Here is a 26,374-nt window from a genome sequence, read left to right on the forward strand (position 1 = left end):
GTTAACAGGGTATTCCTGCACTTCTCGGGCAATGCAACACCCATTAAGTGCAGGGATACCCGGTTAACCGGGTATCCCAACCGCCCCGACCCTAGATCTTCCGCAGACGCACGTAGCGGACGGAGTGGTCGCGGTCCTTGCGGAGGACGAGGGTGGCGCGGGAGCGGGTGGGGAGGACGTTCTCGCGGAGGTTGGGGCCGTTGATCTCGTTCCAGATCTCGGTGGCGCGGGTGATGGCCTCGTCGTGCGACAGGGCGGCGTACTTCGTGAAGTAGGACGACGGGTCGCGGAAGGCGGTCTCGCGCAGCCGCAGGAACCGCTCGACGTACCACTGCTTGATGTCGCGGGGGTCGGCGTCGACGAAGACGGAGAAGTCGAAGAAGTCCGAGAGGGCGAGGGCGATGGTGCCGTCGGCACGGACCCGGGAGGGCTGCAGGACGTTGAGACCCTCGAGGATGACGATGTCGGGCTTCTTGACCAGCACGGTCTGGTCGGTGACGTCGTAGGTCAGGTGTGAGTAGATCGGCGCGCGCACCTCGTCCTCACCCGACTTGAGGTCGACGAGGAAGCGGAGCAGGGCCTTGCGGTCGTACGACTCCGGGAAGCCCTTGCGCTCCATCAGGCCGCGACGCTCGAGCTCGGCGTTGGGGTAGAGGAACCCGTCGGTGGTGACCAGGGCGACGTTGGGGTGCTCGGGCCAGTGGGCGAGCATCTGCTGCAGCACACGAGCCGTGGTCGACTTGCCGACGGCGACGGATCCGGCAACGCCGATGACGAACGGCGTACGTTCCGGCATCGTCTTGCCGAGGAAGAGCTCCTGCTGGTCGTGGAGCTTGTCCGAGGCGCTCACGTAGAGGCTGAGCAGCCGGCTCAGCGGCAGGTAGACCTCCTCGACCTCCTTGAGGTCGATCTGGTCGCCCAGGCCCCGCAGAGACTCGATCTCGGCCTCGGTCAGCGGACTCTCGGTCTCGGTCGCGAGCTCGGCCCACGCGCTACGGTCGAGCTCGACGTAGGGCGAGGAGCCGCGGTCATCGCCGTGTGGCCCGGGGTGTGACATGGCAACGATTGTTACGCACATGCGCCGCCGCTTCCTGCTGGGGTCCACGAGAGCCGTAGGATCATCCGCCATGTGCGGCATCGTTGGGTACGTCGGAGACCGGTCGGCGCAGGACGTCGTGATCGATGGACTGCGGCGGTTGGAGTACCGCGGCTATGACTCGGCTGGGATCGCCCTGATCGCGGACCAGAAGCTTGCGGTGGACAAGAGGGCCGGCAAGCTCGCCAACCTGGAGAAGGCGATCGCGGGCACGCCGCTGCCGGCGTCGACGACCGGGATCGGCCACACCCGCTGGGCGACCCACGGCGGCCCGACCGACGGCAACGCCCACCCGCACGTCGGGCGCACCGGCCGCGTCGCGGTCGTGCACAACGGCATCATCGAGAACTTCGCCGAGCTGCGGGCCTCGCTGGAGACAGACGGACACGAGTTCACCTCGCAGACCGACACCGAGGTCGCCGCCCACCTGCTCGAGCGCGAGGTCGTCGGCGGAGCCGACCTGACCATCGCGATGCAGAAGGTCTGCTCGATCCTCGAAGGTGCGTTCACCTTCGTCGCGATCGACGCCCAGGACCCGTCCCGGGTCGTCGCCGCCCGGCGCAACAGCCCGCTCGTGGTCGGACTGGGCGAGGGGGAGTCGTTCCTCGGCTCCGACGTCGCCGCCTTCATCGAGCACACCCGCGAGGCGATGGAGCTCGACCAGGACCAGGTCGTCACCATCACCCGCGACGGCGCGACAGTCACCAACTTCGACGGCACCCCCGCCGAAGGCCGCCGCTTCCACGTCGACTGGGACCTGGCCGCCGCCGAGAAGGACGGCCACGACTGGTTCATGCGCAAGGAGATCCTCGAGCAGCCTCGTGCGGTCGCCGACTCGCTGCTGGGGCGGCGTACGCCTTCGGGGTCTCTGCACCTCGACGAGATGCGGCTCGACGACGACGAGCTGCGCGAGGTCACCAAGATCATCATCATCGCCGCGGGGACGTCGTTCTACGCGGGGATGGTCGCGAAGTACGCCATCGAGCACTGGTGCCGGATCTCGGTCGAGGTCGAGCTGGCCTCCGAGTTCCGCTACCGCGACCCGATCCTCGACAACTCCACCCTGGTGGTGGCGATCTCGCAGTCCGGCGAGACCGCTGACACGCTGCAGGCGATCCGGCACGCGCGCTCGCAGCGCTCCAAGGTGCTGGCGATCTGCAACACCAACGGCTCCACGATCCCGCGCGAGTCCGATGCGGTCATCTACACCCACGCCGGCCCGGAGATCGGGGTCGCCTCGACCAAGGGGTACGTCACCCAGCTGGTCGCCTGCTACCTGCTCGCGCTCTACCTGGCCCAGGTCAAGGGCACCATGTACGGCGATGAGATCGACGGCGTGATGACCCAGCTCGAGGCGATGCCCGCGGCGGTCGAGAAGGTGCTGGAGACCGCGCCGCAGGTCTACGACCTGGCGCGTGAGTACGCGGACCGCCGGGCCTTCCTGTTCCTGGGCCGCCACGCCGGCTACCCGGTGGCGCTGGAGGGTGCGCTCAAGCTCAAGGAGCTCGCCTACCTGCACGCCGAGGGGTTCGCCGCCGGCGAGCTCAAGCACGGTCCGATCGCGCTGGTCGAGGAGGGCCTGCCGATCTGGTGCATCGTGCCCCCGCGCGGCCGCGACTTCCTGCACGACAAGATGCGCTCCGGGATCATGGAGGTCCGCGCCCGCGGCGCCCGCACCATCGCCCTGGTCGAGGAGGGCGACGACTCGGTCGACTCGGTCTCCGACACGATCATCCGGCTGCCCAAGGTGCCGGTGCTCCTGCAGCCGCTCGTCGCGGTCGTACCGATGCAGCTCTTCGCCTGCCAGCTCGCCACCGAGCTCGGCTACGACGTCGACCAGCCGCGCAACCTCGCCAAGTCCGTCACGGTCGAGTGATGGCGGTCCACTGATGGCTGTCCTCGGAGTCGGCATCGACGTCTGCGACCTGGAGCGCTTCGAGGAGTCGCTGGAGCGTACGCCTCGGCTGCGCGAGCGCCTGTTCACGCCCGCGGAGGCGACGAAGCCGATGGCCTCGCTGGCCGCCAGGTTCGCCGCCAAGGAGGCGCTCGCCAAGGCGCTCGGTGCGCCGCAGGGGATGGAGTGGCACGACGCCGAGGTGATCTCGGAGTCCTCCGGGCAGCCTCGGTTCGAGCTCCGCGGCACCGTGCTGGCGCAGGCCACGAAGCTCGGTGTCGCCACCGTCCACCTCTCGCTCTCCCACGACGCCGGCATCGCCTCGGCGATGGTCGTCCTGGAGGACTGACGGGGCTTGTTCGAGGCCTTCGGCCCAACCCCGCCAGTGCATTGGCGCGTAGGCTTGGGCCATGCGGCGTGCGCACTCGGTTGAGCAGGTCAGAGCGGCAGAGAAGGCCCTGATGGCGAGCCTGCCAGAAGATGCCCTGATGCAGCGTGCGGCGGCCGGGCTGGCCTACGCGGTCATCGACCTCTTGAGGGGGGCTTACGGGAAGCGCATCGTGCTGCTCGTCGGGAGCGGGGACAACGGCGGAGATGCGTTGTACGCCGGTGCGCTTCTCGCGCGCCGCGGTGCGCAGGTAGAGGCGTGGTTGCTCTCCGACAAGGCCCACCCCGGTGGTCTGGTGGCTCTGAAGGCCGCCGGGGGCAGGGTTGTGAAGCTCAGCGAGGGCTATAGGCCACGCTCAGGTTCACAACCCTCGGTCGTCATCGACGGGATCGTGGGGATCGGGGGCAAGCCCGGGCTGCGGCCGGACGCCGAGGCAGCACTGGCTCTGCTCGCCGGGATCCCGGTCGTCTCCGTCGATACGCCGAGCGGGGTCTGCGTAGACACAGGGGAGGTCGACGGAGCCCATGTGACCGCCGACCTGACGGTCACCTTCGGAACCCACAAGCCGTGTCACCTGCTCGACCCGGCCGCGTCGGCGTGCGGGACGGTCCAGCTGGTCGACATCGGCCTCCGGCTCCCGACGCCGGCGATCGAGAGCCTCGAGGCCGCCGATGTGGCGGACCTGGTGCCGCGTCCCGCGCCGGACGGGCACAAGTACTCCCGCGGCGTGGTCGGGCTGAGGGTTGGCAGCGCCACCTACCCAGGAGCCGCGCTGCTGGCCGTCTCCGGAGCCAACACCGGGCTGGCCGGGATGGTCCGCTACGTCGGCACCGCCTCGGAGTGGGTCAAGCGACACAACCCGGAGGTCGTGGGCGACGGCCAGGCACAGGCCTGGGTGGTCGGCTCCGGCAGCGCCGACGGCGCCAACAGCGCGCTCGCGTTCGCCCGGGCGAGCGGCGTACCTCTGGTCATCGACGCCGACAGCCTGCGTGCGCTGAACGGGCCGCTCGGGTTGCCCGCGATCCTGACTCCGCACGCCGGCGAGCTCGCGGCGCTGATCCGTGAGGATCGCGGCGACATCGAGGCTCGTCCGCTGCACTACGCACGGCTCGCGGCCAAGCGGTTCGACGCGGTGGTGCTGCTCAAGGGGCGGCGTACCACGATCGCCTCACCGGACCCCGACACACCGGTACGGGTCAACACCACGGGTACCTCCTGGCTGGCCACCGCCGGCTCGGGGGACGTGCTCGGCGGACTGATCGGCTCGCTGCTGGCCGCCGGTCTCGCTCCCATCGACGCCGCCTCCGCGGGCGCCTGGCTGCACGGTGCGGCCGCCACTCTCGCCAGTGACGGCGGGCCGGTCACGGCGAGCGGCGTCGCCGCCGCGATACCCGCCGTTATCCGGTCCCTTCCTGCTGTCTCCAGTTAGCACGAACTATCCTTGACACCATGTCACCGAGCCCAGCGCCTCGGGCTCCGCTTCGGCGAGCCGAGATCGTCATCGACCTCGCCGCGATCCGACACAACGTCTCGCGGCTGCGGGAGCACCTGCGTACGCCGATCATGACGGTGGTCAAGGCCGACGGCTACGGGCACGGCCTGGTCGAGGCCGGGCGGGCCGCTCGTGAGGGCGGCGCGGACTGGCTCGGCGTGGCCTCGGCCGACGAGGCGCTCGCGCTGCGCGCAGCCGGCGACGAGGGCAGGCTGCTGGCCTGGCTGATCATGCCCAGCGAGCCCGCCGAGGAGCTCGTGGCTGCGGACATCGATGTCACCGCCTACACGATCGCCGACCTGGAGAAGTTCGCAGCGGCCGGCGACACCCTGGGCCGTACGCCCCGGGTGCAGCTCAAGGTCGACACCGGACTCAGCCGGGGCGGCGCCGCCTTCGCCGACTGGTCGAAGCTGGTCGGGATGGCGCGCATCCTGGAGGCCGAGGGAGCGATCCGGGTCACCGGGATCTGGTCGCACTTCAGCGCCAGCGAGAACACCGCCGACCCAGCCAGCGCCCTCCAGGAGAAGGTCTTCGCCGAGGCGCTCGCGGTCGCCGAGGAGGCCGGCCTCCGGCCGGAGGTACGTCACCTGGCCAACTCCGCGGGAGCGCTGCTGCGCCCCGGTGCGCGGCTCGACCTGGTGCGGGTAGGGATCGCGACGTACGGCGTCGACCCGGCGCCTGGCGTCGAGGGATCGCCGTGGGCCGATCTCGGACTCGTCCCGGCGATGACCGTGCGGGCCGAGCTCGCGCTGGTGAAGCCGATCGAGGCCGGTGCGGGTGTCTCCTACAACCACACCTGGGTGGCCGACGAGCCGACGAGGGTGGGGCTGATCCCGGTCGGCTACGCCGAGGGCATCCAGCGTCGTGCCGGGAATCGCGCCGAGGTGTGGATCGACGGAGCTCGATACCCCGTGCGCGGCACCATCTGCATGGACCAGATCGTCGTCGATCTCGGGGACGCCTCGGTCGAACGCGGTGCCGAGGTGCTCCTGTGGGGCACCGGTGCCGATGGCGAGCCGACCGCCCAGGACTGGGCCGAGGCGAGCGAGACCATCGCCTACGAGGTCGTCACCAGAATCGGAGGACGGATGAAGCGCCGTTATGTTGACACAGACGTCGACACCGAGCAGGGAGACGACACATGAGCAGCATCGCAGCACGGATCGGCCAGATCGCGGCGGGCACTCTGGGAGCGGCGGCGGTCGCTGCCGCGGCCCGCGGCGCAGTGGTGGTCAGGAAGCACCGCCGCGCGATCGAGGAACGCCCCGAGGACCGGACCCCGCTCGGTACGCTGCGGTCCTGCCCGGTCACCGTGGTGACCTCCGACGGCGTACCTCTTCATGTCGAGGTCGACGAGGTCGACCCGGCTCACTCGCACCCCGGCGGGGCGAACGGGGTGACGCTCGTCTTCGTGCACGGCTACTGCCTCAACCTCGACTGCTGGCACTTCCAGCGCGCCGCCTACCGGGGCCTGGTGCGGTCGGTCTTCTACGACCAGCGCAGCCACGGCCGCAGCGGCCGCTCCTCGCTCGGCAACGCCACCATCGATCAGCTCGGCGACGACCTGCTCCGGGTGCTGGACGCGGTCGTGCCGGAGGGTCCGGTGATCCTGGTAGGCCACTCGATGGGCGGGATGACGATCGCCGCGCTCGCCGAGGACCACCCCGAGCTGTTCGCGCCGTACGACAAGGGTGGCCGCATCATCGGCACCGCCCTGATCTCGACGACCGCCGGTGGACTGGACCCGAGCCGGCTGCTGATCCCGGTGCTCCCGGCCAAGCTGTCCGGCGGGATCGCCAACCGCACCATACGGACGCTGGCCAGGGGACATGGGATCGTCGACCGGTTCCGCGCGATGGGGGCCTCGGTGGCGACCGTCTTCACCGATGTGTTCGCCTTCGGGGACGAGGTGCCGGAGGCGTACGTCGACTTCGTGGACGGACTGCTCTCTCAGACGCCGTTCGAGGTCGTCGCGGAGTTCTTCCCGAGCTTCCGGGCGCTGGACAAGTTCGCGTCGATCACCACGCTCGGCAGGGTGCCGACCACGATCATCTGCGGCACCGCCGACCGGCTGACCTCGATCGGCCACAGCCGCAAGCTGCACTCCTACATCCCGGGCTCCCGGTTGGTCGAGTGTGAGAAGGCCGGCCACATGGTCATCCTCGAGCGCCATGGTCAGGTCAACGCCGAGCTCGACCAGCTGCTCGCCTCGGCCACCCGGGATGCGGCTTCGGCATGACGCTCGTCTTCGAGCGGGTCGGGCCGGAGGCCGCGACCGAGGTGCTCGGTATCGTCCGGGAGGCCTTCTCCGCTCGCCCGCCGCTGGATCCGCCCGCGGATGCGCTCGGGGAGACCGAGGGGTCGATGAAGGAACGCCTCTCCGGCTTCGGCGGAGTGGTGGCGCGATTGGACGGGGTCGGTGTCGGGGCCGTCCTCATGGATCCCGAGGACTCGACCCTGTGGCTGCGTCGTTTCGCTGTTCTGCCTGATCAGCAGGGTCATGGGGTGGCGCACAAGATGGTGACGTACGCCGCCGGCGTCGCGGTCTCCGAGGGTTTCGACGATCTCGCGGTGATCGCGCGCGAGGAGCTTCCGGAGACGCTGCGGTTCTGGGTGCGGCAAGGGTTTCGGGAGATCTCCCGTGAGTCTCCCGCTGTGCGCCTCCATCGTCCGCTGAACGAGCATGTCGTCGAGGCGCTCGACGCCGACGCCATGTTCGAGCTCGGCCGGCGGGTGGCCGCGCTGGTCGCCGCCGGCGACGTACTCGTCCTCTCCGGCGGCCTCGGCGCCGGCAAGACCACCTTCACCAAGGGCCTCGGGGCGGGGCTCGGGGTGCGCGGCGAGATCACCTCGCCGACCTTCGTGATCGCCCGGGTGCATCCCTCGACGGTCGGCGGCCCGGAGCTCGTCCACGTCGACGCCTATCGGCTCGGCGGGATCGAGGAGCTCGACGACCTCGACCTGGACACCGATCTCGACGACGCGGTGACGGTCGTGGAGTGGGGCGAGGGCCTGGCCGAGGGGCTCTCCGAGTCCCGGTTGGAAATCCGGATCGTACGTGCCGAGGCAGACGAGGCTCCGTTGGATCTGGTCGAGGCGCCCGACGGTGCGGATCCTCGACGCGTGGAGATCGTCCCTGTCGGGGCCCGCTGGCGCGGCGTGGACCTCAGCGCGCTCTAGGGTGTGAGTTGTGCTTCTCGCCTTTGACACCGCCACGCCCCAAGTGACTGTGGCGCTCCACGATGGGGACGACGTCGTCGCCGAGGTCGTCTCCGACCGCACCATGAAGCATGGTGAGCAGCTTGCGCCACTGATCTCCGACGTCCTGACGGAGGCCGGGATCGTACGCCAGGATCTGACCGCCATCGCCGTTGGCGCAGGCCCCGGGCCGTTCACCGGCCTGCGGGTCGGGCTGGTCACCGCCCGGACGCTCGGGTTCGCGCTGGAGATCCCGGTCTATGCGGCCTGCACGCTGGACGTGCTGGCGGTGGAGGCCGTTGCCTCCGGGGTCGGCGGGCCTTTCTTCGTGGCCACGGATGCGCGGCGCAAGGAGGTCTACCTGGCCTCCTACGACCCCGACGGCGTACGCCTCGAGGGCCCTGTCGTCGCCCGCCCCGCCGAGGTCGCCACCTCGGCGCCGGTCGTCGGGGAGGGGGCGTTGCTCTATCCCGACGCGTTCCCGACGCCGCTCGGCCCGGTACGCCCGTCCGCCGGTTGGCTGGCCCGGGCGGTCGCCGAGGAGCAGGTCGAGCTGATGGATCCCGAGCCGCTCTACCTGCGCAGGCCTGATGCGGTGGAGCAGGCTGCCCAGAAGAAGGTTCAGAAGAAGGTTTCCCAGTGAACGTACGCCCGGCTGGCTCGGACGACGTCGACGCAATCGCTGCCCTCGAGCTCGAGGCGTTCCCCGACGACGCCTGGACGCCCGAGTACCTGCAGGTGGCGATCGACGGGAAGATGCCGACTGTCAGGATCCTTGTCGCCGTCGATGATGCGGGAACGGTCATCGGCCATGCGCTGGTGAGCGTCGTCTACGAGATCGCCGAGCTCCAGCGGATCGCGACGGCCGAGGAGCAGCGCCGCCGCGGGATCGGTGGATCGCTCCTCGCCGCGTCGATCGACCTCGCTCGGGGCGAGGGAGCCGAGCGACTCCTCCTCGAGGTGCGTGAGGGCAACGTCGGGGCCATCGAGTTCTACCACCAGGCCGGATTCATCGAGATCGACCGCCGCGAACGCTACTACCGCGACGGTGCGACTGGGATCGTTCTGGCCATGGAGCTCGGCTGAGTCCCGGTCGGTCGTCTACGGGCAGCTGTGGATAACTTTCGACGGAGATTTCCGATCCATGATCTGCTGCCGCCATGGTTCAGTTCGCTACAGATTCGAACGCACGGGAGGCCGGTCTGGGGCTGGCACGTGCCATCGCCCTGCACGGGCTGCGGACGCCATCTCTGAAGCAGATCGGTGAAACGATGGGCGCCAGCGTCCCGACAGTTCATCGATGGCTCGGCGGTGGCAAAGGGAAGCTCGCTTGGGCGGCGGGAGCGTATCTGGGCGTCATCCTCGACGTCATGCGTGACCGCTCGGGTGCCAGGGGCGCAGCAGGGTTCATGCCGTGCAGGGACAATGAGTTTCTCCCGATCAGGACGCTCTTGGCATTCGAGGAGATCGGCCGTTCCGACGACTCCGTTGCGGAGCAGGTCGCCGAGGCCTGGCGGGAGCTGCACTTGATCCTCGGCCACGCGATCCGGCGATCGGACGTCGTGCGCGAGGCGGTGGTCCTTCGGGGGCTCTGGGTGAGCATCTGCGACGGTCACGCCCCCATGGACCTCGATGAAGCTTCTCGGATGCGGGCCGACGCTGTTGTACCTGGAAACCAAGCTGGGCGCATGTGAAAGAAAACTTTCTTTCACGACGGAGAAGTGCCCTTGCGCTCGACGTGGTGACGGACTGCAGCGTCCCCTCTGGTGCGTGGCCCCGCGCGTGAAAGAAAATTTTCTTTCACCGGAGAGACCAGTGCCTCGACCGGACCGATTCAAGGAGACTCGACGGTGACACGGCAGAATGCACCTATGGCCGATGAACCGCTAGTGCTCGGGATCGAGACGTCGTGCGATGAGACGGGGATCGGGGTGGTGCGCGGGCACACTCTGCTGGCAGACGCGGTGGCGAGCAGCGTCGAGGAGCATGCCCGGTTCGGCGGGGTCGTGCCGGAGGTCGCCAGCCGGGCGCACCTGGAGGCGATGGTGCCGACGATCGAGCGTGCCTGCGCGGAGTCGGGCATCAAGCTCCACGACGTCGACGCGATCGCCGTCACCTCGGGACCGGGACTCGCGGGTGCCCTGCTGGTCGGGGTGGCGGCGGCCAAGGCACTCGCCCTCGGCCTCGACAAGCCGATCTACGGTGTCAACCACCTGGCTTCGCACGTCGCGGTCGACCAGCTGCAGCACGGGCCGCTTCCCGAGCCGTGCGTTGCCATGCTCGTCTCCGGCGGCCACTCCAGCCTGCTCAAAATCACCGACATCACCGAGGGTGTCGACCCGATGGGCGCGACCATCGACGACGCCGCGGGCGAGGCCTTCGACAAGGTCGCCCGCCTGCTCGGCCTCGGCTTCCCGGGCGGCCCGGTGATCGACCGGACCGCCACTGCGGGCAGCTCGATCGCGATCGACTTCCCTCGCGGGCTCACCGGCCGCCGCGACCTGGAGCGTCACCGCTTCGACTTCTCCTTCTCCGGCCTCAAGACCGCGGTCGCCCGCTGGATCGAGGCCAAGGAGCGCAGCAGCGAACCCGTCCCGGTTGCCGATGTGGCCGCCAGCTTCCAGGAGGCCGTGGTCGACGTCCTGGTGCGCAAGGCGCTCGACGCAGCCTCTTCAGAAGGCATCGAGGACATCATCATCGGCGGCGGGGTCGCGGCCAACAGCCGGCTCCGGGTGCTCGCCGAGGAGCGTGCCACCAAGCTCGGCATCCGCGTCCGAGTCCCGCGCCCGGGCCTGTGCACCGACAACGGGGCGATGGTGGCGGCTCTGGGGGCGGAGATGGTGGCCAGGGGACGTACGCCTTCGGCGCTTGATCTCCCGGCGGACTCCTCCCAGCCGATCACAACCGTCCTGGTCTAACCGGTGGTCGAGCTTGTCGAGACCACCCTCAGAAGGGCCGCACCAACAGACACGTTCCCTCGCCGGCGACACGGGTGAGCACGATCGTGGCCTCCTCGGTGCCGGACAGCGCGAGCCGCTTGCGGAGCTGCTCGGGGACGACCTGTACGCCGCGCTTCTTGATGGTCAGCTTCCCGATCCCGCGCTCGCGCAGCGCCGCCTTGAGCTGCTTGTCCCGGTAGGGGAGCTCCTCGAGCACCTGATACCCGCGGGCGAACGGTGTCTCGAAGGAGGCGGAGGAGGCGACGTACGCGATGTGCTCGTCGATCAGGTGGCCCTGCACCCCGGCGGCGACGGCGGTGACCAGCCCCGCGCGGATCACGGCCCCGTCGGGCTCGTAGAGGAACTCGGCGACCGGGCCGACCTCGGCACCGGGATCGTCCTCGGAGGTGAGCGTCGCCAGGCCGCGCTCGCCGATCACGGTGGCCCGGCGGTGGGTGCTGGCCAACGAACCCGACCACAGCGCGGCCTCCTTGACCTCGCCGCGGTCGCTGACCCATTCGGCCTCGACCTTGTCGGGTACGAGATCGTGCGGGATCCCGGGGGCGACCTTCACGCACGCGTCGCGCGCGAAGAGCGTCTCGACCCACGACCACGGCGGCGCCCACCCCTCCGCGGAGAAGACCCGGCCCTTGGCGCCGCGGCGTGCCGGGTCGGCGTACGCGACGTCGAAGGGGGAATGGTCGACACCTGTGGCGTCGGCGACGGTGACGGCACCGGGCAGCCCGAGGGCGTCGAGGTTCGCCTGGGCGACGGCGACCCGCTCCGGATCGTGGTCGACCCCGGCGGCGGTGAGCCCGGCACGCGAGGACGCGATCAGGTCACCGCCGATCCCGCAGCCCAGGTCGATGACGCTCGCCGCGTCGAAGGCACGCAACCGCGCCGCCCGATGGTGGGCGACAGCGAGGCGGGTGGCCTGCTCGAGGCCGTCGGGGGTGAAGTACATCCGCGGTGCCAGGTCGCCGAACTTGGCGGCCGCCTTCCGGCGCAGGTCGACCTGGGTCATCGCCACGGCCACGCGCTCGGCCGCCTCGTCCTTGCGCAGCGCGGTCTGCACCGCCAGGGCCGACCCCGTCATCTCGGTGGCCCGCGCCAGCAGCCGCTGCCCGTCATCGGTCAGCAACCAGGAGAAGGCGTCGAGATCCATGCATCCGATCCTCTCAGGCCGGTTTCCGGTCTGGGCAAACTCCATTACCCCACCGGGTGTTTGTGATCTAGGATCCGCCGGGTGCGTAGACCCCCACGTCGAGTTCTGGTGAGCCTCTGGGCGCTCGCGGGCGTCATGACTCTGCTGTCGTTGTTGTTCGCCACGCCAGCATCCGCTGACACGGTGACCCCGGTGCGTCACTGCATGCGCGGTGACGATTACCGCGAGCTTGACGGTGATTCCTCAAGCGTGGTGACTGCGCCCGAGGGCTACCTGATCGTGTCCTACTGCGTGGACGGCCGGGGCAGGCGGGGCAGCTCGGAGGTGCGCACCCTGTCCACGCCGCAACGCACCACAGTTGTCTGGCACAGCGACGGGCGCCCGATCGAGGGTTACTCGGTGGAGTACACCCGGGTCCCCTCGTCGGACGAGCCCGAGGAAGAGGACGAGCCCGAGGCAGAGGAGGAAGCCGAAGGCGGGCAGGGCGAGAACGACGAGGCGGGCCAGACGGCTGAGGCCGAAGCGGAGCAGAGCGCCGCGGCAGAGGACGAGGAGAGGGCTGCGGGGGCGGCGAAGAAGCCCGAGAAGGAGCGCGCGCCGTCGGCCAGTGCGACCGAGAAGGAGCAGAAGCCGAGTCGGAAGCCCTCTGTCGAGATCTCCGCGCTGCCCGAGGACTCATCGCGGATGCCGGCGCTGAGCGACGGTGAAGAGCTCCAGATCACTTCGGTCAAGGAGTTCGAGGACGAGGGCGACGAGGAGAATCTGCGATCGCTCGTGGTTGCCGGCGGCATCATCATCGTCGGTCTCCTCGCCGGTGTGATCGCGCTCCTGGTGAGGCTCCCGGGCAGCGACAGGCGTCGATAGAGCGGCCTTGCTGGCACTCATTGCAGTCGAGTGCTAACGTCTGCTTTGGCACTCTCCCCCTGAGTGTGCCAGCGCTTGCGAGCCAGGTGCGACCCCCGCGACGGCGTACGTGGCAGATCGCAAGCACAGACGTAGCAACACCCACCGAAGTCTGACTCCGTAGAAAAGAAATGGGGAGGTCGACACAGTGTCGGTCAACATCAAGCCTCTTGAGGACCGGATCGTCGTCAAGGCCGTCGAGGCCGAGCAGACCACCGCCTCCGGTCTGGTCATCCCGGACACCGCCAAGGAGAAGCCCCAGGAGGGCGAGGTCCTGGCGCTCGGCCCGGGTCGCATCGACGACAAGGGCAACCGCGTCCCGCTCGACGTCGCCGTGGGCGACAAGGTCATCTACAGCAAGTACGGCGGCACCGAGGTGAAGTACGCCGGCGAGGAGTACCTCATCCTCTCGGCTCGCGACATCCTCGCGGTCATCGCCTGACGTCATCCGTCTCGCATCAACGCGGCCGGGCCGACGGGGTTTATCAAGTCCTGGGCCCCGGCCGCGTTCTGCGTACTAGGGAGTAAATACTAATGCCGAAGATCCTGGAGTTCGACGAGAACGCCCGCCGCGCCCTCGAGCGTGGCGTCGACGCCCTCGCCAACGCCGTCAAGGTGACGCTGGGCCCCAAGGGCCGCTACGTCGTCCTCGACAAGAAGTGGGGCGCTCCGACCATCACCAACGACGGTGTCACCGTCGCGCGTGAGATCGAGCTGGACGACCCGTTCGAGAACCTTGGTGCTCAGCTCACCAAGGAGGTTGCGACCAAGACCAACGACATCGCTGGTGACGGTACGACCACCGCGACCGTCCTCGCTCAGGCGATGGTCCACGAGGGTCTGCGCGCGGTTGCCGCCGGTGCGAACCCGATGAGCCTCAAGCGCGGTATGGACGCCGCCGCGGCCGCCGTCGGCGACGCCCTGCGTGCCGCCGCCCGCGAGGTCGTCGACGAGTCCGACATGGCCTCGGTCGCCACCATCTCCTCCCGCGACGCGAAGATCGGCGAGATCCTCGCCGAGGCCTTCGCGAAGGTGGGCAAGGACGGTGTCATCACCGTCGAGGAGTCCAACACCACCGGCACCGAGCTCGAGTTCACCGAGGGTATGCAGTTCGACAAGGGCTACATCTCTCAGTACTTCGTGACCGACCAGGAGCGGATGGAGGCCGTCATCGACGAGCCGCTGATCCTGCTCGTCCAGGGCAAGATCAGCTCCATCCAGGAGCTCCTGCCGCTGCTGGAGAAGGTCATCGCTGCCGGCAAGCCGCTGTTCATCATCGCCGAGGACGTCGAGGGCGAAGCCCTCTCGACCCTGGTCGTGAACAAGATCAAGGGCACCTTCAACGCGACCGCCGTCAAGGCGCCCGCGTTCGGTGACCGCCGCAAGGCCATGCTGCAGGACATCGCGATCCTCACCGGCGCGCAGGTCGTCGCCGAGGAGGTCGGCCTCAAGCTCGACCAGGTCGGCCTCGAGGTGCTCGGCACCGCTCGCCGGATCACGGTCACGAAGGACAACACCACGATCGTCGAAGGCGGCGGCGACGCTGCCGCGGTCGAGGGTCGCGTCAACGAGATCAAGTCCGAGATCGAGCGCACCGACTCCGACTGGGACCGCGAGAAGCTCCAGGAGCGCCTCGCCAAGCTCGCCGGTGGCGTCTGCGTGATCAAGGTCGGCGCTCACACCGAGGTGGAGCTCAAGGAGAAGAAGCACCGCATCGAGGACGCTGTCTCCGCGACCCGCGCCGCCATCGAGGAGGGCATCGTCGCCGGCGGTGGCTCCGCGCTGATCCACGCCGTCTCCGTCCTGGAGAAGGACCTCGGCCTCGAGGGCGACGAGGCGGTCGGCGTACGCGTCGTCCGCAAGGCCGCCGACGAGCCGCTGCGCTGGATCGCCGAGAACGGTGGCGACAACGGCTACGTCATCACCACCAAGGTCCGCGAGCTCGGCGTCGGCCAGGGCTTCAACGCCGCCACGGGTGAGTACGGCGACCTGGTCGCCCAGGGCGTCATCGACCCCGTCAAGGTCACCCGCTCCGCGCTGATCAACGCCACCTCGATCGCGGGCATGCTGCTCACGACCGAGACCCTGGTCGTCGACAAGCCGGAAGAGGAAGAGGCGCCCGCGGCCGGTCACGGCCACGGTCACGGCCACTGATTCAAAGCCGAGTCGGCGCATCCTGACCAGTACCTCGCGAAGCTAAGCGAGCGAGAGGGTCAGGATGCGCCGACTCGGCGATTTCAGCGAACGATCAGCGAGTCGAGATCGACGTCGTCCGAGAGCACGTTCATATCGACGTACGCCTCGTCCGCGCTGCCGACTCCGTCGAGCCGGTCGCGGTTGGAGTACTGCCACACGGTCCAGTCGCGTCCGTCGGGCACCCGGGGCGGCCAGGCGACGGAGCGGAACCAGATGGGGTTGTCGGGGTAGAGGTCGACCAGGTAGGCGCGGTAGGCCGACGGGGTGGTGTAGATGACCGGCGCGATGCCGTAGTGCGCCTCGAGCTTGGCGAGCAGAGGGTCCAGGATGGCGCGGACCTCGGTGGCGGGCGGCAGGTTCCCCTTGAAGGAGCCATAGGGCTCCAGGTCGACGACCGGGGCGAGAGTGCCGGCCACGCGAGGCACGGTGGCGATCATGTTGTGCGCCTGGTCGGCGCCGGGGCTCTCGAAGCTCATGAAGTGGTAGGCGCCGGTCGCGATTCCGGCTCGCTGGGCCTCGGCCCAGTTGGCGGCGAAGCGCGTGTCCACGTGCGCAGAGCCCTCGGTCGCCTTGATCCAGGCGAAGTCGATGTCCTGCTCGGCGACCCGTGGCCAGTCGATGGTGCCGTTGTGGTGGGAGACGTCGATGCCGCGTACGTCGTACTTGGCCGCGAACAGACGGGTCGGCATCACGACGCCGGTGTAGACCAGCGCGGTCATGATCAGGGCGAGGCAGACGACGACGGCGGAGCCGATCAGCACGCGTCGACGGCGGGCGGGGGCGAGGGGCACCGCGGAACCGTACCGGTTCTCACAACTCTTCGAGCAGCTTCTCCATGATGTCGATCTCGACCGACTGGGTGGCCTCGACGTCCGTCGCCATCTCGATCGCCAGCGCGTCGCTGCCCTTGGAGGCCATCGGCTCGGCCATCTCCAGGGCGCCCTGGTGGTGCTGGATCATCCCGGTAAGGAAGAGCCGGTCGAACTCCTGGCCACGGGCCTTGCCGAGCTCGCTCATCTGATCCGGCGTGAGCATGCCGGCCATGGTGTGCGCGGGGTCAGAGGCACGCGGCACCCGCAGCCCGCGGGTGTTGAGCCAACCGCTCATCGCCACGATCTCGGGGCCCTGGGCCGACTCGATGCGTTTGGCCAAAGAGACGACCTCGGGGTGGACGCCGTGCTCGCGCGCCAGCCGGGTCATCTCCAGCGCCTGGGCGTGGTGCGGGATCATCATCGTCACGAAGTCGGCATCGGTCTGGGTCCACGGGTCCGTGGCAGCAGCCGAGGGCGAGATCGTCGTCGCGGCCTCACCCGGCGCTCCGCCCTGGACCACGGGGGCCGACTGGGCGGCCGCCTCCGGGCTGGGCGAGTGACCTGCGTGCTCGCCGTGCGCGTCGTCCGAGGAACCTCCGCACCCGCCGAGCGAGATCGCCGCGAACACGACACCCGATGTGATGACACCCAACCGCCTACCGCGCACGTGTCTCCTTCCGAGATCCCGCAGAGGTGAACAATTTATTCATATTCCCTGCCTCTCGTGTACGACTTTTACTAAAGTTGAGTGGTCCTGCCCGTGCCACCCCACGGCGGCCGACTCGGAAGGCTTGCGAACATGAGGCTTAGACGACCCACCCAATACCTGGCCCCCATCGCGGTGGTCATGGTTGTCGCAGGAGGGCTGGCCGTCGCCGCCCCGTCCTCCGCAGACGAGTCCCACACCCACGGCACCGAGACCACCGAGGCTCCCGAGGCCCAGACGAGCTGCACCGCCGAGGAGAAGCAGGCGATCACCAAGCTCGGTGACAACTTTGCCTCCGCCTGCGTCGCCGGCAACGACCTCGCCAACCTCGGCGCCAACAATCCGGTCGTGCCCGCCGGCGAGTCCGACGGCACACCCAACATGCACCTGATCGCCAACATCCCCAAGTCGGGTGCCTTCACGCCCGCCAACGCCCTCAACAGCGACCTCGCCTTCCAGGGGCACTACGCGTTCGCGGGCAACTACAACGGGTTCAACGTCATCGACATCAAGAACCCGAAGAAGCCGAAGCTCGTCAAGCAGTACGCCTGCCCCGGGTCCCAGAACGACATCTCCGTCTACGACGACCTGCTGGTCCTCTCCGTCGACTCCAGCCGCAGCAACAACACCTGCGACAACGTGGCGCAGTCGGCCGCGATCAAGGAGTCGTGGGAAGGCATCCGCGTCTTCGACATCAGCAACCCGAGAGACCCGGAGTACGTCGCGGCGGTCGAGACCAAGTGCGGCTCCCACACCCACTCGCTGGCACCGAGCAAGAACGGGAGGGACGTCTACGCGTACGTCTCCTCGTACGGTCCGCGTGCGGAGTACCCCGACTGCCAGCCTCCGCACGACAAGATCAGCATCGTCAAGATCCCGAAGCGAGCGCCTGAGCGGGCCGCGGTGGTCAACGAGCCGGTGCTGTTCCCCGACGGCGGGTACACCAACACCGCCGGCTGCCACGACATCACCACCTACCCGTCCAAGGACATCGCCGCCGGCGCCTGCATGGGCGACGGCATCCTGATGGACATCTCCGACCGCGAGAACCCGGTGGTGACCGAGCAGGTCACCGACACCGCGAACTTCGCGTTCTGGCACTCGGCCACCTTCAACAACACCGGCACCAAGGTCGTCTTCACCGACGAGCTCGGCGGCGGCGGTGCGCCGACCTGCAACCCGGAGACCGGAATGGAGAAGGGCGCCAACGGCATCTACGACATCGAGGGCGGCCAGCTCGTCTTCAAGTCCTACTACAAGATCCCGCGCACCCAGTCCAACACCGAGAACTGCGTCGCCCACAACGGCTCGCTGATCCCGGTCAAGGGCAAGGACATCATGGTCCAGGCCTGGTATCAGGGCGGTGTGTCGGTCTACGACTTCACCGACTCGGCCAACCCGAAGGAGATCGCCTGGTTCGACCGTGGTCCGTTCGAGGACACCTCGACGATCGCCGGACCCTGGTCGACCTACTACTACAACGGCTACATCTACTCCAACGAGATCCAGCGCGGCTTCGACGTCTTCGACCTGCGCGACCCCCGGGTCGCCTCGGCGAAGCGGGTCAGGTTCGATGAGCTGAACGTCCAGGCTCAGCCCTCCTACTGATTGATAGCCGAGTCGGCGCATCCCGGGGCGGGATGCGCCGACTCGGCGATTTCAGCGAATGACCAGCTCGCCGACACCTTCTGGTCATCGCACCAGGCCATGGTTCACCGCGATGACCGAGACCGCTGCTGCCGACAGGGCCGGCCGGGCATACCCGGTCTGGCTGACCCGGCGCGGTCTCCTCGATTGGCTGGTGGCAGGTCTTCTCGGACTGCTGCTGCTCCGGTTCCTGTGGAGCCTGCTGAGGAACGAGAACCTGCTCCCGGGCGCAGTGGTCGGCTATCTGCTCCACCCGGATGTCCTCGCCGGAGTCTGGCTCACCATTCGGCTGACCGTGCTGGTCTTCGCGGTGGCCTGGGCGATCGGGATCGTCGCGATCTGGATGGAGAGGTCGGGCAACCCGGTGCTGGGGGGGATCGCGGCGGCGTACGTCTGGGTCTTCGGCAGCATCCCGGTGCTCGTCCAGTTGCTGCTGTGGAGCAACATCGCGCTGATCTTTCCCGACATCACCTTCGGGATCCCGGGGGTGCACATCGACGCGGTCCGGCTGGTCACGCCGGTCTACGCGGCGATCACGGGGCTGGCGCTGGCGATGGGAGCGTACGCGGCCAAGGCTGCCCCGGGCGGTGACCGGCTGACCGCGCTGGGCGATCTTCTGGTGACGACGCTCCAGATGACGAGCCTGGTCTCGGTGCTCTCGATCACCGACCTGCTCGGGGTCGTCCAGGCGCTCGAGGAGCGCAACCACCTGATCATCCCGCTGCTGGTGGTGGCCGCGATCTGGTACCTCGTCCTGGTCACCACGGCCCGCGGCGCGATCCGTCTGGCCCGGCTCTCTCGCGTGAAGGGTCAGGCGCGCCGACGGTAAACCTGAGGTAAAAGCAGCGACCATTGCAAGACCTGGCAACGCAAGTCTTTGTAGAGTGCAGCGCGTGACTTTCGAGCGGTCTTGGCAACGGTGGCGCGATGAGCGGGAAGCCGAGCTGAGAAGCCCCGAAGGTTTCCTGGCGATCACCGGCCTGCACTGGCTGGGCCGCAGGCCGGTCCGGTTCCCCGGCATCCCAGGTGTCTGGTCGACCGGTCCGGAGGGCGCCGTCGTCGAGCTCGGTGAGGGCGAGTGGCTCGAGCTCGGCGGCGCCAAGCTCGCCGGCCGGCACGTCTTCGGTCACGTGGATCCCGTCGGCGTGATCGCGACCTTCGACGGCGGGACGGTCGAGGTCGCCGACCGCTTCGGCACCCCGGTGCTGCGGCCGCGGCAGCCCGACGGGCCGTTCCTGCGCGACTACACCGGCACACCGACGTACGCTCCGGACCCGTCGTGGCAGGTCCGGGCCTCCTTCACCGCCTACGAGACGAACCGCCCGATCTCGGTCGGCTCCGTGGTCGAGGGCCGTTCGAGCGTCATCGACGCCGTGGGGGAGGTCGCGTTCGAGGTGAGTGGCCGCCCGCAGCGGCTGATCGCGTTCGACGGTGGCGACGGCGAGCTGTGGCTGCTGTTCACCGACGAGACCAGTGGCGTGACGACGTACGCCGCCTGCCGCCAGCTCGCCGTCGATCCGCCGGTCGACGGCACCGTCGTCCTCGACTTCAACCGCGCCGCCAACATGCCCTGCGCCTACACGATCCACGCCACCTGCCCGCTCCCGCCCGCGACCAACCACATCGACGTGCTCGTCGAAGCGGGCGAACAGACCCCGCCGCGACCGCCCGCGGACTGACTGCGTCCAAGGTTTAACCGTGGGTAACGGACCAGAAACAGCGAAACAGGCAGACTAGGGCTCATGGTGGGGACGATGTTGTGGAGAGTGCGTACGACGCTGCCGGACCGACCGGGCACGCTGGCGGCGCTGGCGCAGCGCTGTGGTGAGGCCGGGGTCAACATCCTGGGGATGCAGATCTTCCCGGGGCTGGCGCAGGTCACCGACGAGTTCGTGCTGCGTACGCCCGAAGGCTGGGGCGAGAAGGAGATCTGCGACCTGATCTCCTCCGCAGGTGGCGGCGCGATCGTCATCCAGACCGCGACCGAGGCGGCTCTGGCCGACCAGCCGACGCGCTACGTGCAGGCCGCCCGGCACGTCCTGGAACGGCCGATGTCGTTCCCGGAGGTGGTCGCCCAGCTCTTCGACGCCGAGGCCGAGGCCCCGCCCGGGGTCGTCCACGACACCATGGAGCTGCGGGTCGCCGACGTCGACGTCCAGCTGCACCGCACCGCCCCCTTCACCGCGACCGAGCATGCCCGCGGCTCCGCGATGGCCGACCTGGTCAACGACGTCCTCGACCGCAGCCGCGAGTCGGCGGCGATCGGCACCACCCCGCCCGTACGCCGCCTGGGCACCGGAAGCACCCCCGACCTCGTCGTCACCGGGGAGACCGTCACCGCCCTGATCGACGGCGTCGCCGTCGGCATCGGCGAGGTCCTGGCGCCGACCGAGGACGACGAGAACGTACGCATCGTCAACCTGCGCGTCGACCCGGCCTGGCAGCGCCGCGGCATCGGCACCCGGCTGCTGGTCGACACCGCCAGGCTCGCGCACATGCTCGGCGCCGACGAGATCCTGCTCACCACCCAGTCCGACAACCAGGCCGTGCTGCCCATGGTTCTCGCCGCCGGGATGCGCGGACGCATCCGGATGGCCGGCGACCTGCTGACCGTCAAGGTGCCGGTGCGGGACCTCAAGCCGCTGAGCAGGTAGGAAGGAATACCCGGTTAACCGGATATTCCTGCACTTCTCTGGCGTTGCAACACCCGAGAAGTGCAGGAAAAGCCAGAGAAGTCTCGCCGTTTCGGCGATCTTCGGGGCCCGGCCGTAACATTTCTCCATGGAGATCCCGGAGAAGTTCGCGACGCTCGGCCTCACCTACGACGACGTACTCCTGATGCCTGGATACTCGGATCTGGCGCCGTCTGACATCGATACGACCTCCCGGCTCACCCGCGAGATCAACCTGCGGGTCCCGCTGATCTCCGCGGCGATGGACACGGTGACCGAGTCCCGGATGGCGATCGCGATGGCGCGCCAGGGCGGCATCGGAGTGCTCCACCGCAACCTGAGCATCGAGGATCAGGCCTACCAGGTCGACCTGGTCAAGCGCACCCAGACCGGGATCATCTCCAACCCCGTCACCATCGGCCCCGACGCGACGCTGGAGCAGCTCGACAAGCTCGCCGGTGAATACCGGATCTCCGGCTTTCCCGTCGTCGACGTCGACCAGAAGCTGATCGGCATCATCACCAACCGCGACCTCCGGTTCACCCCGGTCGCGGAGTGGGCGACCACGAAGGTCAACGAGGTGATGACCTCGAAGGACCTGATCACCGGTCCTGCCGAGATCTCGCGCGAAGAGGCCACCAAGCTGCTGCGTCAGCACAAGCTCGAGCGGCTTCCGCTGGTCGACACCGACGGCCGCATCACCGGCCTGATCACCGTCAAGGACTTCGTGAAGTCCGAGCAGTTCCCCGACGCCTCCAAGGACGCGCAGGGCCGGCTGCTCGTCGGCGCCGCGATCGGCTACTTCGGCGACGCCTGGGAGCGGGCCACCACCCTGATCGACGCCGGTGTCGACGTGCTGGTCGCGGACACCGCCCACGGCAACGTACGCATGCTGATCGACATGGTCCACCGTCTCAAGACCGACCCGGCGACCAAGCACGTCCAGGTCATCGGCGGCAACGTCGCCACCAAGGAAGGCGCGCAGAGCTTCGTCGACGCGGGCGCCGACGCGGTCAAGGTCGGTGTCGGCCCGGGCTCGATCTGCACCACCCGCGTCGTCACCGGCGTCGGCGTGCCGCAGATCTCCGCTGTCTACGAGGCCTCGCTGGCCTGCAAGCCCGCCGGCGTCCCGGTGATCGCCGACGGCGGTCTGCGCTACTCCGGCGAGATCGGCAAGGCCATCGTCGCCGGCGCCGACACGGTGATGCTCGGCTCGATGCTCGCCGGCACCGAGGAGACCCCCGGTGACACGGTCCTGATCAACGGCAAGCAGTTCAAGGCCTACCGCGGCATGGGCTCCATGGGCGCGATGTCGAGCCGCGGCAAGAAGTCCTTCTCCAAGGACCGCTACTTCCAGGCCGAGGTCACCGACGACGACATGATCGTCCCCGAGGGTGTCGAGGGTCAGGTCTCGTACAAGGGCTCGCTGGCCACCGTCGCCCACCAGCTCACCGGCGGCCTCCACCAGACCATGTTCTACGTCGGCGCGCGCACCATCCCCGAGCTCCAGACCCAGGGACGCTTCATGCGGATCACCTCGGCCTCGCTCAAGGAGTCGCACCCCCACGACGTCCAGGTCACCGCCGAGGCGCCGAACTACCACGTCTGACCGACCGACGCTCTCGCGCGTCGAGCCCCGAACCCATTGGGTTCGGGGCTCGTCCCATTTCTCGGATGCCTCACCCGGAAACATCCTCTACAGATAGAATGTTGAGCAAGTTACTCGACATATAGAGGTGGTCGCGCGTGAGTGTTGATGAGGCCGTACGTCGCCACCCCCTGCTCGCTCGCGACGGAGACGACGAGCTCCTCGATGCCCGGCTCGTCGGGCGCCGCAAACCGGGACAGTGGATCTCGGCGGTGCTCGCGCTGCTGGTCGTCGCCGGGATCGTGAAGAGCCTGGTGACGAACCCGCGCTACCACTGGGACGTGGTCGGCGCGTTCTTCCTGCGCCCCTCGATCCTCGACGGGCTTGTGCTGACCCTGTGGCTGACCGCCGCGGTGCTGGTGAGCTCCTACCTGCTCGGCATCGTGCTTGCGGTCATGCGGCTCTCCTCGAACCCGGTGCTGAGCTCGGTCAGCGCGGTCTACATCTGGTTCTTCCGGAGCGTGCCGCCCCTGCTGCAGCTGCTCTTCTGGTTCCAGATGGCCTCGCTGTATCCGCAGATCAGCCTGGGCATCCCGTTCCTGAAACCGTTCGTCACGATCGAGACGGCACACCTGTTCAGCGGCCTGCTCGCGGCCTTCGTCGGACTCACCTTCGACATCGCCGCGTTCGCCGCCGAGATCATCCGTGGCGGCCTGGTCTCGGTCGAGGCGGGCCAGACCGAGGCGGCCAAGGCGCTCGGCCTGTCCAGGGCCCGGATCTTCTGGCGGATCGTGCTCCCGCAGGCGATGCCCGCGATCATCCCGGCCTCCGGCAACCTGCTGATCGGGCTGCTCAAGGGCACCTCGATCGTGTCGGTGATCGCGGTGCAGGACCTGCTCTACTCGGTGCAGCTGATCTACGCGCAGAACTACCTGGTCATCCCGCTGCTGCTGGTCGCCACCATCTGGTATCTGATCCTGGTCACGATCCTGTCGACGATCCAGTTCTTCGTCGAGCGCTACTACGCCCGCGGCAAGGGTGCACGCACCGGATTCTGGCGGCTGTGGCGGGGTCAGCTCCCGCTCGTGCCGCGCTCGCCCCGGCGACGTGAGCTGGAGGTGCTGCGATGAGCGAGCCCCTCGTGCGGGTCCGCGGCCTGACCAAGCGGTTCGGCCCCAACACGGTCCTCGACGGCATCGACCTCGACGTCGCGCGGGGCTCGGTGGCGGTGGTCCTGGGGCCGTCGGGCTCGGGCAAGTCGACGTTGCTGCGTACGGTCAACCACCTGGAGAAGCCCGATGCCGGCTTCGTCGAGGTCGACGGCGAGATCATCGGCTACCGGCGTGACGGTCACCAGCTGCGGGAGCTCTCCGACCGGGCGATCACCCGGCAGCGCAGCCGGATCGGGATGGTCTTCCAGCAGTTCAACCTGTTCCCCCACAAGACTGCGCTGGAGAACATCCTGGAGGGGCAGCTGGCCGCAGGCGTACGCCGCCGCGCGGCCGAGGCGCGCGGGCGCGAGCTGCTCGACCGGGTCGGCCTCGCTGATCGGGAGCGCTCCTACCCGCGGCAGATGTCGGGTGGTCAGCAGCAGCGCGTGGCGATCGCCCGCGCGCTCGCGGTCGAACCCGACCTGATGCTCTTCGACGAGCCGACCTCCGCGCTCGACCCCGAGATGGTCGGCGAGGTGCTCGGCGTGATGAAGGACCTCGCCCAGACCGGGATGACGATGATCGTGGTCACCCACGAGATCGGCTTCGCGCGCGAGGTCGCCGACCAGGTCGTCTTCCTCGACGATGGCCGGCTGGTCGAGGCCGGGGCACCCGGCGACGTACTCGTCTCTCCCACCCACGAGCGCGCTCGGGCGTTCCTCTCCGCTGTGTTGTGAGCCCCCAGAAAAGGAACCGATCCATGAAGCTCAAGCTCGCCCTGGTCGCCGTCGCGGCCCTCGCCCTCGCCGGATGCGGCAATGCCTCCGACACGCTCAGCGACGCCGAGCGCGGGATCGGGTCCTCGGGCTCGGCCTCCGCCGAGCCGGCCGCGATCCCGACCCAGGACGTCGTCTCGGACGTCGAGGCGGACCCGGCGCTGACCGGGCGGCTGCCTGCTGACGTACGGAAGTCCAAGACGCTCGTCCTCGGCACCACCGAGGCGACCGGCGAGCAGGGGCTCCCGCACGGTGGCTCGGACCAGTCGGGCGAGCAGATCGGTCTCGACATCGACCTGCGCAACGCGCTCGCGGCCAAGCTCGGGGTGACCTGGAAGTCGGAGTTCGGCAGCTTCGAGACGATCGTCCCGGGCACCCAGAGCGGCAAGTACGACGTCGGCCAGGCCAACTTCGCGGTCACCTCAGAGCGGATCAAGGTGGTCGACTACGCCACCTACCTGCTCGACGGGCAGTCGTTCGTCACCCGCGAGGACAGCGACCTCGACCAGGTCGAGACGCTGACCGACATCTGCGGGCACACGGTGGCGACGTCGCCGGGCTCCAGCTTCCAGCAGATCCTCGAGGACGGCGCCGCGGAGTGCGAGAAGGCGGGCAAGAAGGCCTACGAGGTCGAGTACTTCAAGGACAACGCCGCGATCCTGCTCGGTCTGCAGAACGGCAAGACCGACCTCTACTTCGGGCCGACCCTGTCGCTGAAGTACCTGGTCTCCCACCAGCCCGGTCTGAAGTACCTCGGCGAGCTCAGCCTCACCGACGTCGGCTTCGTCGTCGCCAAGAAGTCGCCGCTGGGTCAGGTGCTCGTCGATGCCATCAATGCGCTCATCACCGACGGGACTTACAACAAGATCTTCACGAAGTGGGACGTTTCGGACATAAAGCTCGACAAATCGGAGTTCAATCCGAAGCCGGCATTCTGAACCTTCCGGGAGGACCTATGACCGTCACAGACACCGACACCTTCGTCCAGGACTGGACCGCCTGGCACGAGGAGCACGAGAAGAAGCGCGCCTCGCCCCACGGGTTCCTCGCGATCACCTCGATCCGCTGGCTCGGCGAGGAGCCGGAGACGTACGACGACGTGCCGGGCGCCTGGTCGAGCGGCCCCGAGGGCATCGTGGTCTCGCTGGCACCGGGTGAGTCGCTGGTCATCGACGGCGTCGAGGTCACCGGTCGGCACTCCTTCGGCGTCATCGACGAGCGCGGCGGGATCACCGCCGAGTTCGGCGACGCGGTCGTCGAGATCGCCAAGCGCGGCGGCAACGACATCATCCGCCCCCGCCACCCCGACAACCCGGTCCTGACCGGCTACCAGGGGACCGAGTCGTACGCGCCCGACCCGGCGTGGGCTGTGCCCGGGCGTTTCGTCGCCTACCAGACGCCCGTGCCGACCACCGTCGGCTCGGTCGTAGACGGCCTCGAGCACGTCTACGAGGCCGTCGGCGAGATCGAGTTCGAGGTGGGCGGTGCCGTGCACAGCCTCATCGCCTTCCCCGGCTTCGCACCCGGCTCTCTGCACGTGCTGTTCGTCGACGAGACCTCGGGCAGGACGACGTACGCCGCCAACCGGTCGCTCTCCGTCGGTGCGCCTGACGCGGACGGCGACGTGGTGATCGACTTCAACCGCGCGACCAATCTGCCGTGCGCCTACACCGACCACGCCACCTGCCCGCTCCCGCCGGCCGGCAACCGGCTGCCGGTAGCGGTCGAGGCGGGGGAGAAGAAGCCCTGAC

Annotated in this window: 26 protein-coding genes; 22 read left to right on the forward strand and 4 right to left on the reverse strand. The window is 68.7% G+C overall.

Translation table 11 applies throughout. The features are described 5' to 3' along the window. Nucleotides 1-91: 91 nt before the first annotated feature. Entirely contained in the window at nt 92-1,057 is a 966-nt protein-coding gene (gene coaA, locus OG801_RS18995; protein WP_406030525.1) for a type I pantothenate kinase, read from the reverse strand. A gap of 70 nt (nt 1,058-1,127) precedes the next feature. On the opposite strand from coaA, the gene glmS reads away from it, so the two are divergent. From glmS to tsaD, 10 genes are all read left to right on the forward strand, one after another. Continuing rightward, nucleotides 1,128-2,972, forward strand: a complete 1,845-nt coding sequence (glmS, locus tag OG801_RS19000) for a glutamine--fructose-6-phosphate transaminase (isomerizing) (RefSeq protein ID WP_406030527.1) — start codon at nt 1,128-1,130, stop codon at nt 2,970-2,972. A gap of 13 nt (nt 2,973-2,985) precedes the next feature. Next, nucleotides 2,986-3,339, forward strand: a complete 354-nt coding sequence (locus OG801_RS19005; protein ID WP_091051775.1) for a holo-ACP synthase — start codon at nt 2,986-2,988, stop codon at nt 3,337-3,339. A gap of 112 nt (nt 3,340-3,451) precedes the next feature. Continuing rightward, on the forward strand, nt 3,452-4,807 hold the full coding sequence (locus OG801_RS19010; RefSeq protein WP_406030529.1) for an NAD(P)H-hydrate epimerase: 1,356 nt from the start codon (nt 3,452-3,454) through the stop codon (nt 4,805-4,807). A gap of 20 nt (nt 4,808-4,827) precedes the next feature. Then, nucleotides 4,828-6,015, forward strand: coding sequence for an alanine racemase (gene alr / locus OG801_RS19015; RefSeq protein ID WP_406030531.1), 1,188 nt, complete (start codon nt 4,828-4,830; stop codon nt 6,013-6,015). Continuing rightward, nucleotides 6,012-7,109, forward strand: a complete 1,098-nt coding sequence (locus tag OG801_RS19020; RefSeq protein WP_355019875.1) for an alpha/beta hydrolase — start codon at nt 6,012-6,014, stop codon at nt 7,107-7,109. The genes alr and OG801_RS19020 overlap by 4 nt, the downstream gene beginning before the upstream one ends. After that, nucleotides 7,106-8,050 carry a tRNA (adenosine(37)-N6)-threonylcarbamoyltransferase complex ATPase subunit type 1 TsaE gene (gene tsaE, locus OG801_RS19025; RefSeq protein WP_406030533.1) on the forward strand — a complete coding sequence of 315 codons (945 nt, stop codon included), beginning with the start codon at nt 7,106-7,108 and terminating at the stop codon, nt 8,048-8,050. Before OG801_RS19020 ends, tsaE begins: the two co-directional genes overlap by 4 nt. Nucleotides 8,051-8,060: 10 nt before the next feature. Then, entirely contained in the window at nt 8,061-8,711 is a 651-nt protein-coding gene (tsaB, locus tag OG801_RS19030) for a tRNA (adenosine(37)-N6)-threonylcarbamoyltransferase complex dimerization subunit type 1 TsaB (RefSeq protein WP_355019873.1), read from the forward strand. Next, nucleotides 8,708-9,154 (forward strand): ribosomal protein S18-alanine N-acetyltransferase, encoded by a 447-nt coding sequence (gene rimI, locus OG801_RS19035; RefSeq protein WP_406030536.1) that lies wholly within the window; start codon nt 8,708-8,710, stop codon nt 9,152-9,154. The genes tsaB and rimI overlap by 4 nt, the downstream gene beginning before the upstream one ends. Before the next feature lie 74 nt (nt 9,155-9,228). After that, nucleotides 9,229-9,762, forward strand: a complete 534-nt coding sequence (locus OG801_RS19040; RefSeq protein ID WP_406030538.1) for a hypothetical protein — start codon at nt 9,229-9,231, stop codon at nt 9,760-9,762. Between the two features lie 177 nt (nt 9,763-9,939). After that, the gene (gene tsaD, locus OG801_RS19045) at nt 9,940-10,986 is read left to right on the forward strand and encodes a tRNA (adenosine(37)-N6)-threonylcarbamoyltransferase complex transferase subunit TsaD (protein WP_406030540.1); all 1,047 of its coding nucleotides are present in this window, start codon (nt 9,940-9,942) and stop codon (nt 10,984-10,986) included. Nucleotides 10,987-11,014: 28 nt separating this feature from the next. On the opposite strand, the gene OG801_RS19050 is transcribed toward tsaD, so the two are convergent. Next, entirely contained in the window at nt 11,015-12,172 is a 1,158-nt protein-coding gene (locus OG801_RS19050) for a THUMP-like domain-containing protein (protein WP_406030542.1), read from the reverse strand. 249 nt (nt 12,173-12,421) lie between these two features. On the opposite strand from OG801_RS19050, the gene OG801_RS19055 reads away from it, so the two are divergent. The 3 genes from OG801_RS19055 (at nt 12,422) to groL (ending at nt 15,229) form a co-directional block, all read left to right on the forward strand. After that, on the forward strand, nt 12,422-13,036 hold the full coding sequence (locus OG801_RS19055) for a hypothetical protein (RefSeq protein WP_406030544.1): 615 nt from the start codon (nt 12,422-12,424) through the stop codon (nt 13,034-13,036). A 187-nt stretch (nt 13,037-13,223) separates the two neighbouring features. Further along, nucleotides 13,224-13,517, forward strand: coding sequence for a co-chaperone GroES (groES, locus tag OG801_RS19060; protein ID WP_008362423.1), 294 nt, complete (start codon nt 13,224-13,226; stop codon nt 13,515-13,517). Nucleotides 13,518-13,609: 92 nt separating this feature from the next. Next, entirely contained in the window at nt 13,610-15,229 is a 1,620-nt protein-coding gene (gene groL / locus OG801_RS19065; protein WP_355019867.1) for a chaperonin GroEL, read from the forward strand. Between the two features lie 83 nt (nt 15,230-15,312). Here the strand turns inward: groL and OG801_RS19070 are convergent, their stop codons facing one another. Together OG801_RS19070 and OG801_RS19075 are read right to left on the reverse strand one after the other, a co-directional pair. After that, the gene (locus OG801_RS19070; protein WP_406030546.1) at nt 15,313-16,062 is read right to left on the reverse strand and encodes a GH25 family lysozyme; all 750 of its coding nucleotides are present in this window, start codon (nt 16,060-16,062) and stop codon (nt 15,313-15,315) included. Nucleotides 16,063-16,081: 19 nt separating this feature from the next. Continuing rightward, nucleotides 16,082-16,750 (reverse strand): DUF305 domain-containing protein, encoded by a 669-nt coding sequence (locus OG801_RS19075; RefSeq protein ID WP_406030548.1) that lies wholly within the window; start codon nt 16,748-16,750, stop codon nt 16,082-16,084. 132 nt (nt 16,751-16,882) lie between these two features. Between OG801_RS19075 and OG801_RS19080 the strand changes: the two genes are divergently transcribed. From OG801_RS19080 to OG801_RS19120, 9 genes are all read left to right on the forward strand, one after another. Continuing rightward, nucleotides 16,883-18,397 carry a hypothetical protein gene (locus tag OG801_RS19080; RefSeq protein ID WP_355019864.1) on the forward strand — a complete coding sequence of 505 codons (1,515 nt, stop codon included), beginning with the start codon at nt 16,883-16,885 and terminating at the stop codon, nt 18,395-18,397. Between the two features lie 112 nt (nt 18,398-18,509). Then, complete coding sequence (locus OG801_RS19085; protein ID WP_406030550.1) at nt 18,510-19,265, forward strand: hypothetical protein; 756 nt, start codon at nt 18,510-18,512, stop codon at nt 19,263-19,265. Nucleotides 19,266-19,329: 64 nt separating this feature from the next. Then, on the forward strand, nt 19,330-20,115 hold the full coding sequence (locus OG801_RS19090; RefSeq protein ID WP_406030552.1) for a DUF1684 domain-containing protein: 786 nt from the start codon (nt 19,330-19,332) through the stop codon (nt 20,113-20,115). A gap of 75 nt (nt 20,116-20,190) precedes the next feature. Then, on the forward strand, nt 20,191-21,090 hold the full coding sequence (locus tag OG801_RS19095; protein ID WP_406030554.1) for a GNAT family N-acetyltransferase: 900 nt from the start codon (nt 20,191-20,193) through the stop codon (nt 21,088-21,090). A 127-nt stretch (nt 21,091-21,217) separates the two neighbouring features. Next, nucleotides 21,218-22,717 (forward strand): IMP dehydrogenase, encoded by a 1,500-nt coding sequence (gene guaB / locus OG801_RS19100; RefSeq protein WP_355020727.1) that lies wholly within the window; start codon nt 21,218-21,220, stop codon nt 22,715-22,717. Between the two features lie 137 nt (nt 22,718-22,854). Next, entirely contained in the window at nt 22,855-23,826 is a 972-nt protein-coding gene (locus tag OG801_RS19105; RefSeq protein ID WP_406030556.1) for an amino acid ABC transporter permease, read from the forward strand. After that, a complete protein-coding gene (locus tag OG801_RS19110; protein ID WP_406030558.1) occupies nt 23,823-24,584 on the forward strand; it encodes an amino acid ABC transporter ATP-binding protein in 762 nt (253 codons plus the stop codon). Before OG801_RS19105 ends, OG801_RS19110 begins: the two co-directional genes overlap by 4 nt. Before the next feature lie 23 nt (nt 24,585-24,607). Next, complete coding sequence (locus tag OG801_RS19115; protein ID WP_406030559.1) at nt 24,608-25,561, forward strand: transporter substrate-binding domain-containing protein; 954 nt, start codon at nt 24,608-24,610, stop codon at nt 25,559-25,561. A gap of 17 nt (nt 25,562-25,578) precedes the next feature. Then, nucleotides 25,579-26,373, forward strand: a complete 795-nt coding sequence (locus tag OG801_RS19120; RefSeq protein WP_406030561.1) for a DUF1684 domain-containing protein — start codon at nt 25,579-25,581, stop codon at nt 26,371-26,373. The last annotated feature ends 1 nt before the right edge of the window (nt 26,374 follow it).

The sequence above is a fragment of the Nocardioides sp. NBC_00163 genome, assembly GCF_045206295.1.
In the GTDB taxonomy this organism is placed as follows: domain Bacteria; phylum Actinomycetota; class Actinomycetes; order Propionibacteriales; family Nocardioidaceae; genus Nocardioides.

Bases quoted from the DNA above. Each gene is read 5' to 3' on its own strand.
- alr (WP_406030531.1), top strand. From the start codon at position 4,828: ATGTCACCGAGCCCAGCGCCTCGGGCTCCGCTTCGGCGAGCCGAGATC.
- OG801_RS19040 (WP_406030538.1), top strand. From the start codon at position 9,229: ATGGTTCAGTTCGCTACAGATTCGAACGCACGGGAGGCCGGTCTGGGG.
- OG801_RS19110 (WP_406030558.1), top strand. From the start codon at position 23,823: ATGAGCGAGCCCCTCGTGCGGGTCCGCGGCCTGACCAAGCGGTTCGGC.
- OG801_RS19080 (WP_355019864.1), top strand. From the start codon at position 16,883: ATGAGGCTTAGACGACCCACCCAATACCTGGCCCCCATCGCGGTGGTC.
- OG801_RS19010 (WP_406030529.1), top strand. From the start codon at position 3,452: ATGGCGAGCCTGCCAGAAGATGCCCTGATGCAGCGTGCGGCGGCCGGG.
- OG801_RS19005 (WP_091051775.1), top strand. From the start codon at position 2,986: ATGGCTGTCCTCGGAGTCGGCATCGACGTCTGCGACCTGGAGCGCTTC.
- guaB (WP_355020727.1), top strand. From the start codon at position 21,218: ATGGAGATCCCGGAGAAGTTCGCGACGCTCGGCCTCACCTACGACGAC.
- OG801_RS19120 (WP_406030561.1), top strand. From the start codon at position 25,579: ATGACCGTCACAGACACCGACACCTTCGTCCAGGACTGGACCGCCTGG.
- coaA (WP_406030525.1), bottom strand. From the start codon at position 1,057: ATGTCACACCCCGGGCCACACGGCGATGACCGCGGCTCCTCGCCCTAC.
- OG801_RS19050 (WP_406030542.1), bottom strand. From the start codon at position 12,172: ATGGATCTCGACGCCTTCTCCTGGTTGCTGACCGATGACGGGCAGCGG.
- OG801_RS19085 (WP_406030550.1), top strand. From the start codon at position 18,510: ATGACCGAGACCGCTGCTGCCGACAGGGCCGGCCGGGCATACCCGGTC.
- glmS (WP_406030527.1), top strand. From the start codon at position 1,128: ATGTGCGGCATCGTTGGGTACGTCGGAGACCGGTCGGCGCAGGACGTC.
- tsaE (WP_406030533.1), top strand. From the start codon at position 7,106: ATGACGCTCGTCTTCGAGCGGGTCGGGCCGGAGGCCGCGACCGAGGTG.
- groL (WP_355019867.1), top strand. From the start codon at position 13,610: ATGCCGAAGATCCTGGAGTTCGACGAGAACGCCCGCCGCGCCCTCGAG.
- OG801_RS19115 (WP_406030559.1), top strand. From the start codon at position 24,608: ATGAAGCTCAAGCTCGCCCTGGTCGCCGTCGCGGCCCTCGCCCTCGCC.
- OG801_RS19020 (WP_355019875.1), top strand. From the start codon at position 6,012: ATGAGCAGCATCGCAGCACGGATCGGCCAGATCGCGGCGGGCACTCTG.
- OG801_RS19095 (WP_406030554.1), top strand. From the start codon at position 20,191: ATGTTGTGGAGAGTGCGTACGACGCTGCCGGACCGACCGGGCACGCTG.
- tsaD (WP_406030540.1), top strand. From the start codon at position 9,940: ATGGCCGATGAACCGCTAGTGCTCGGGATCGAGACGTCGTGCGATGAG.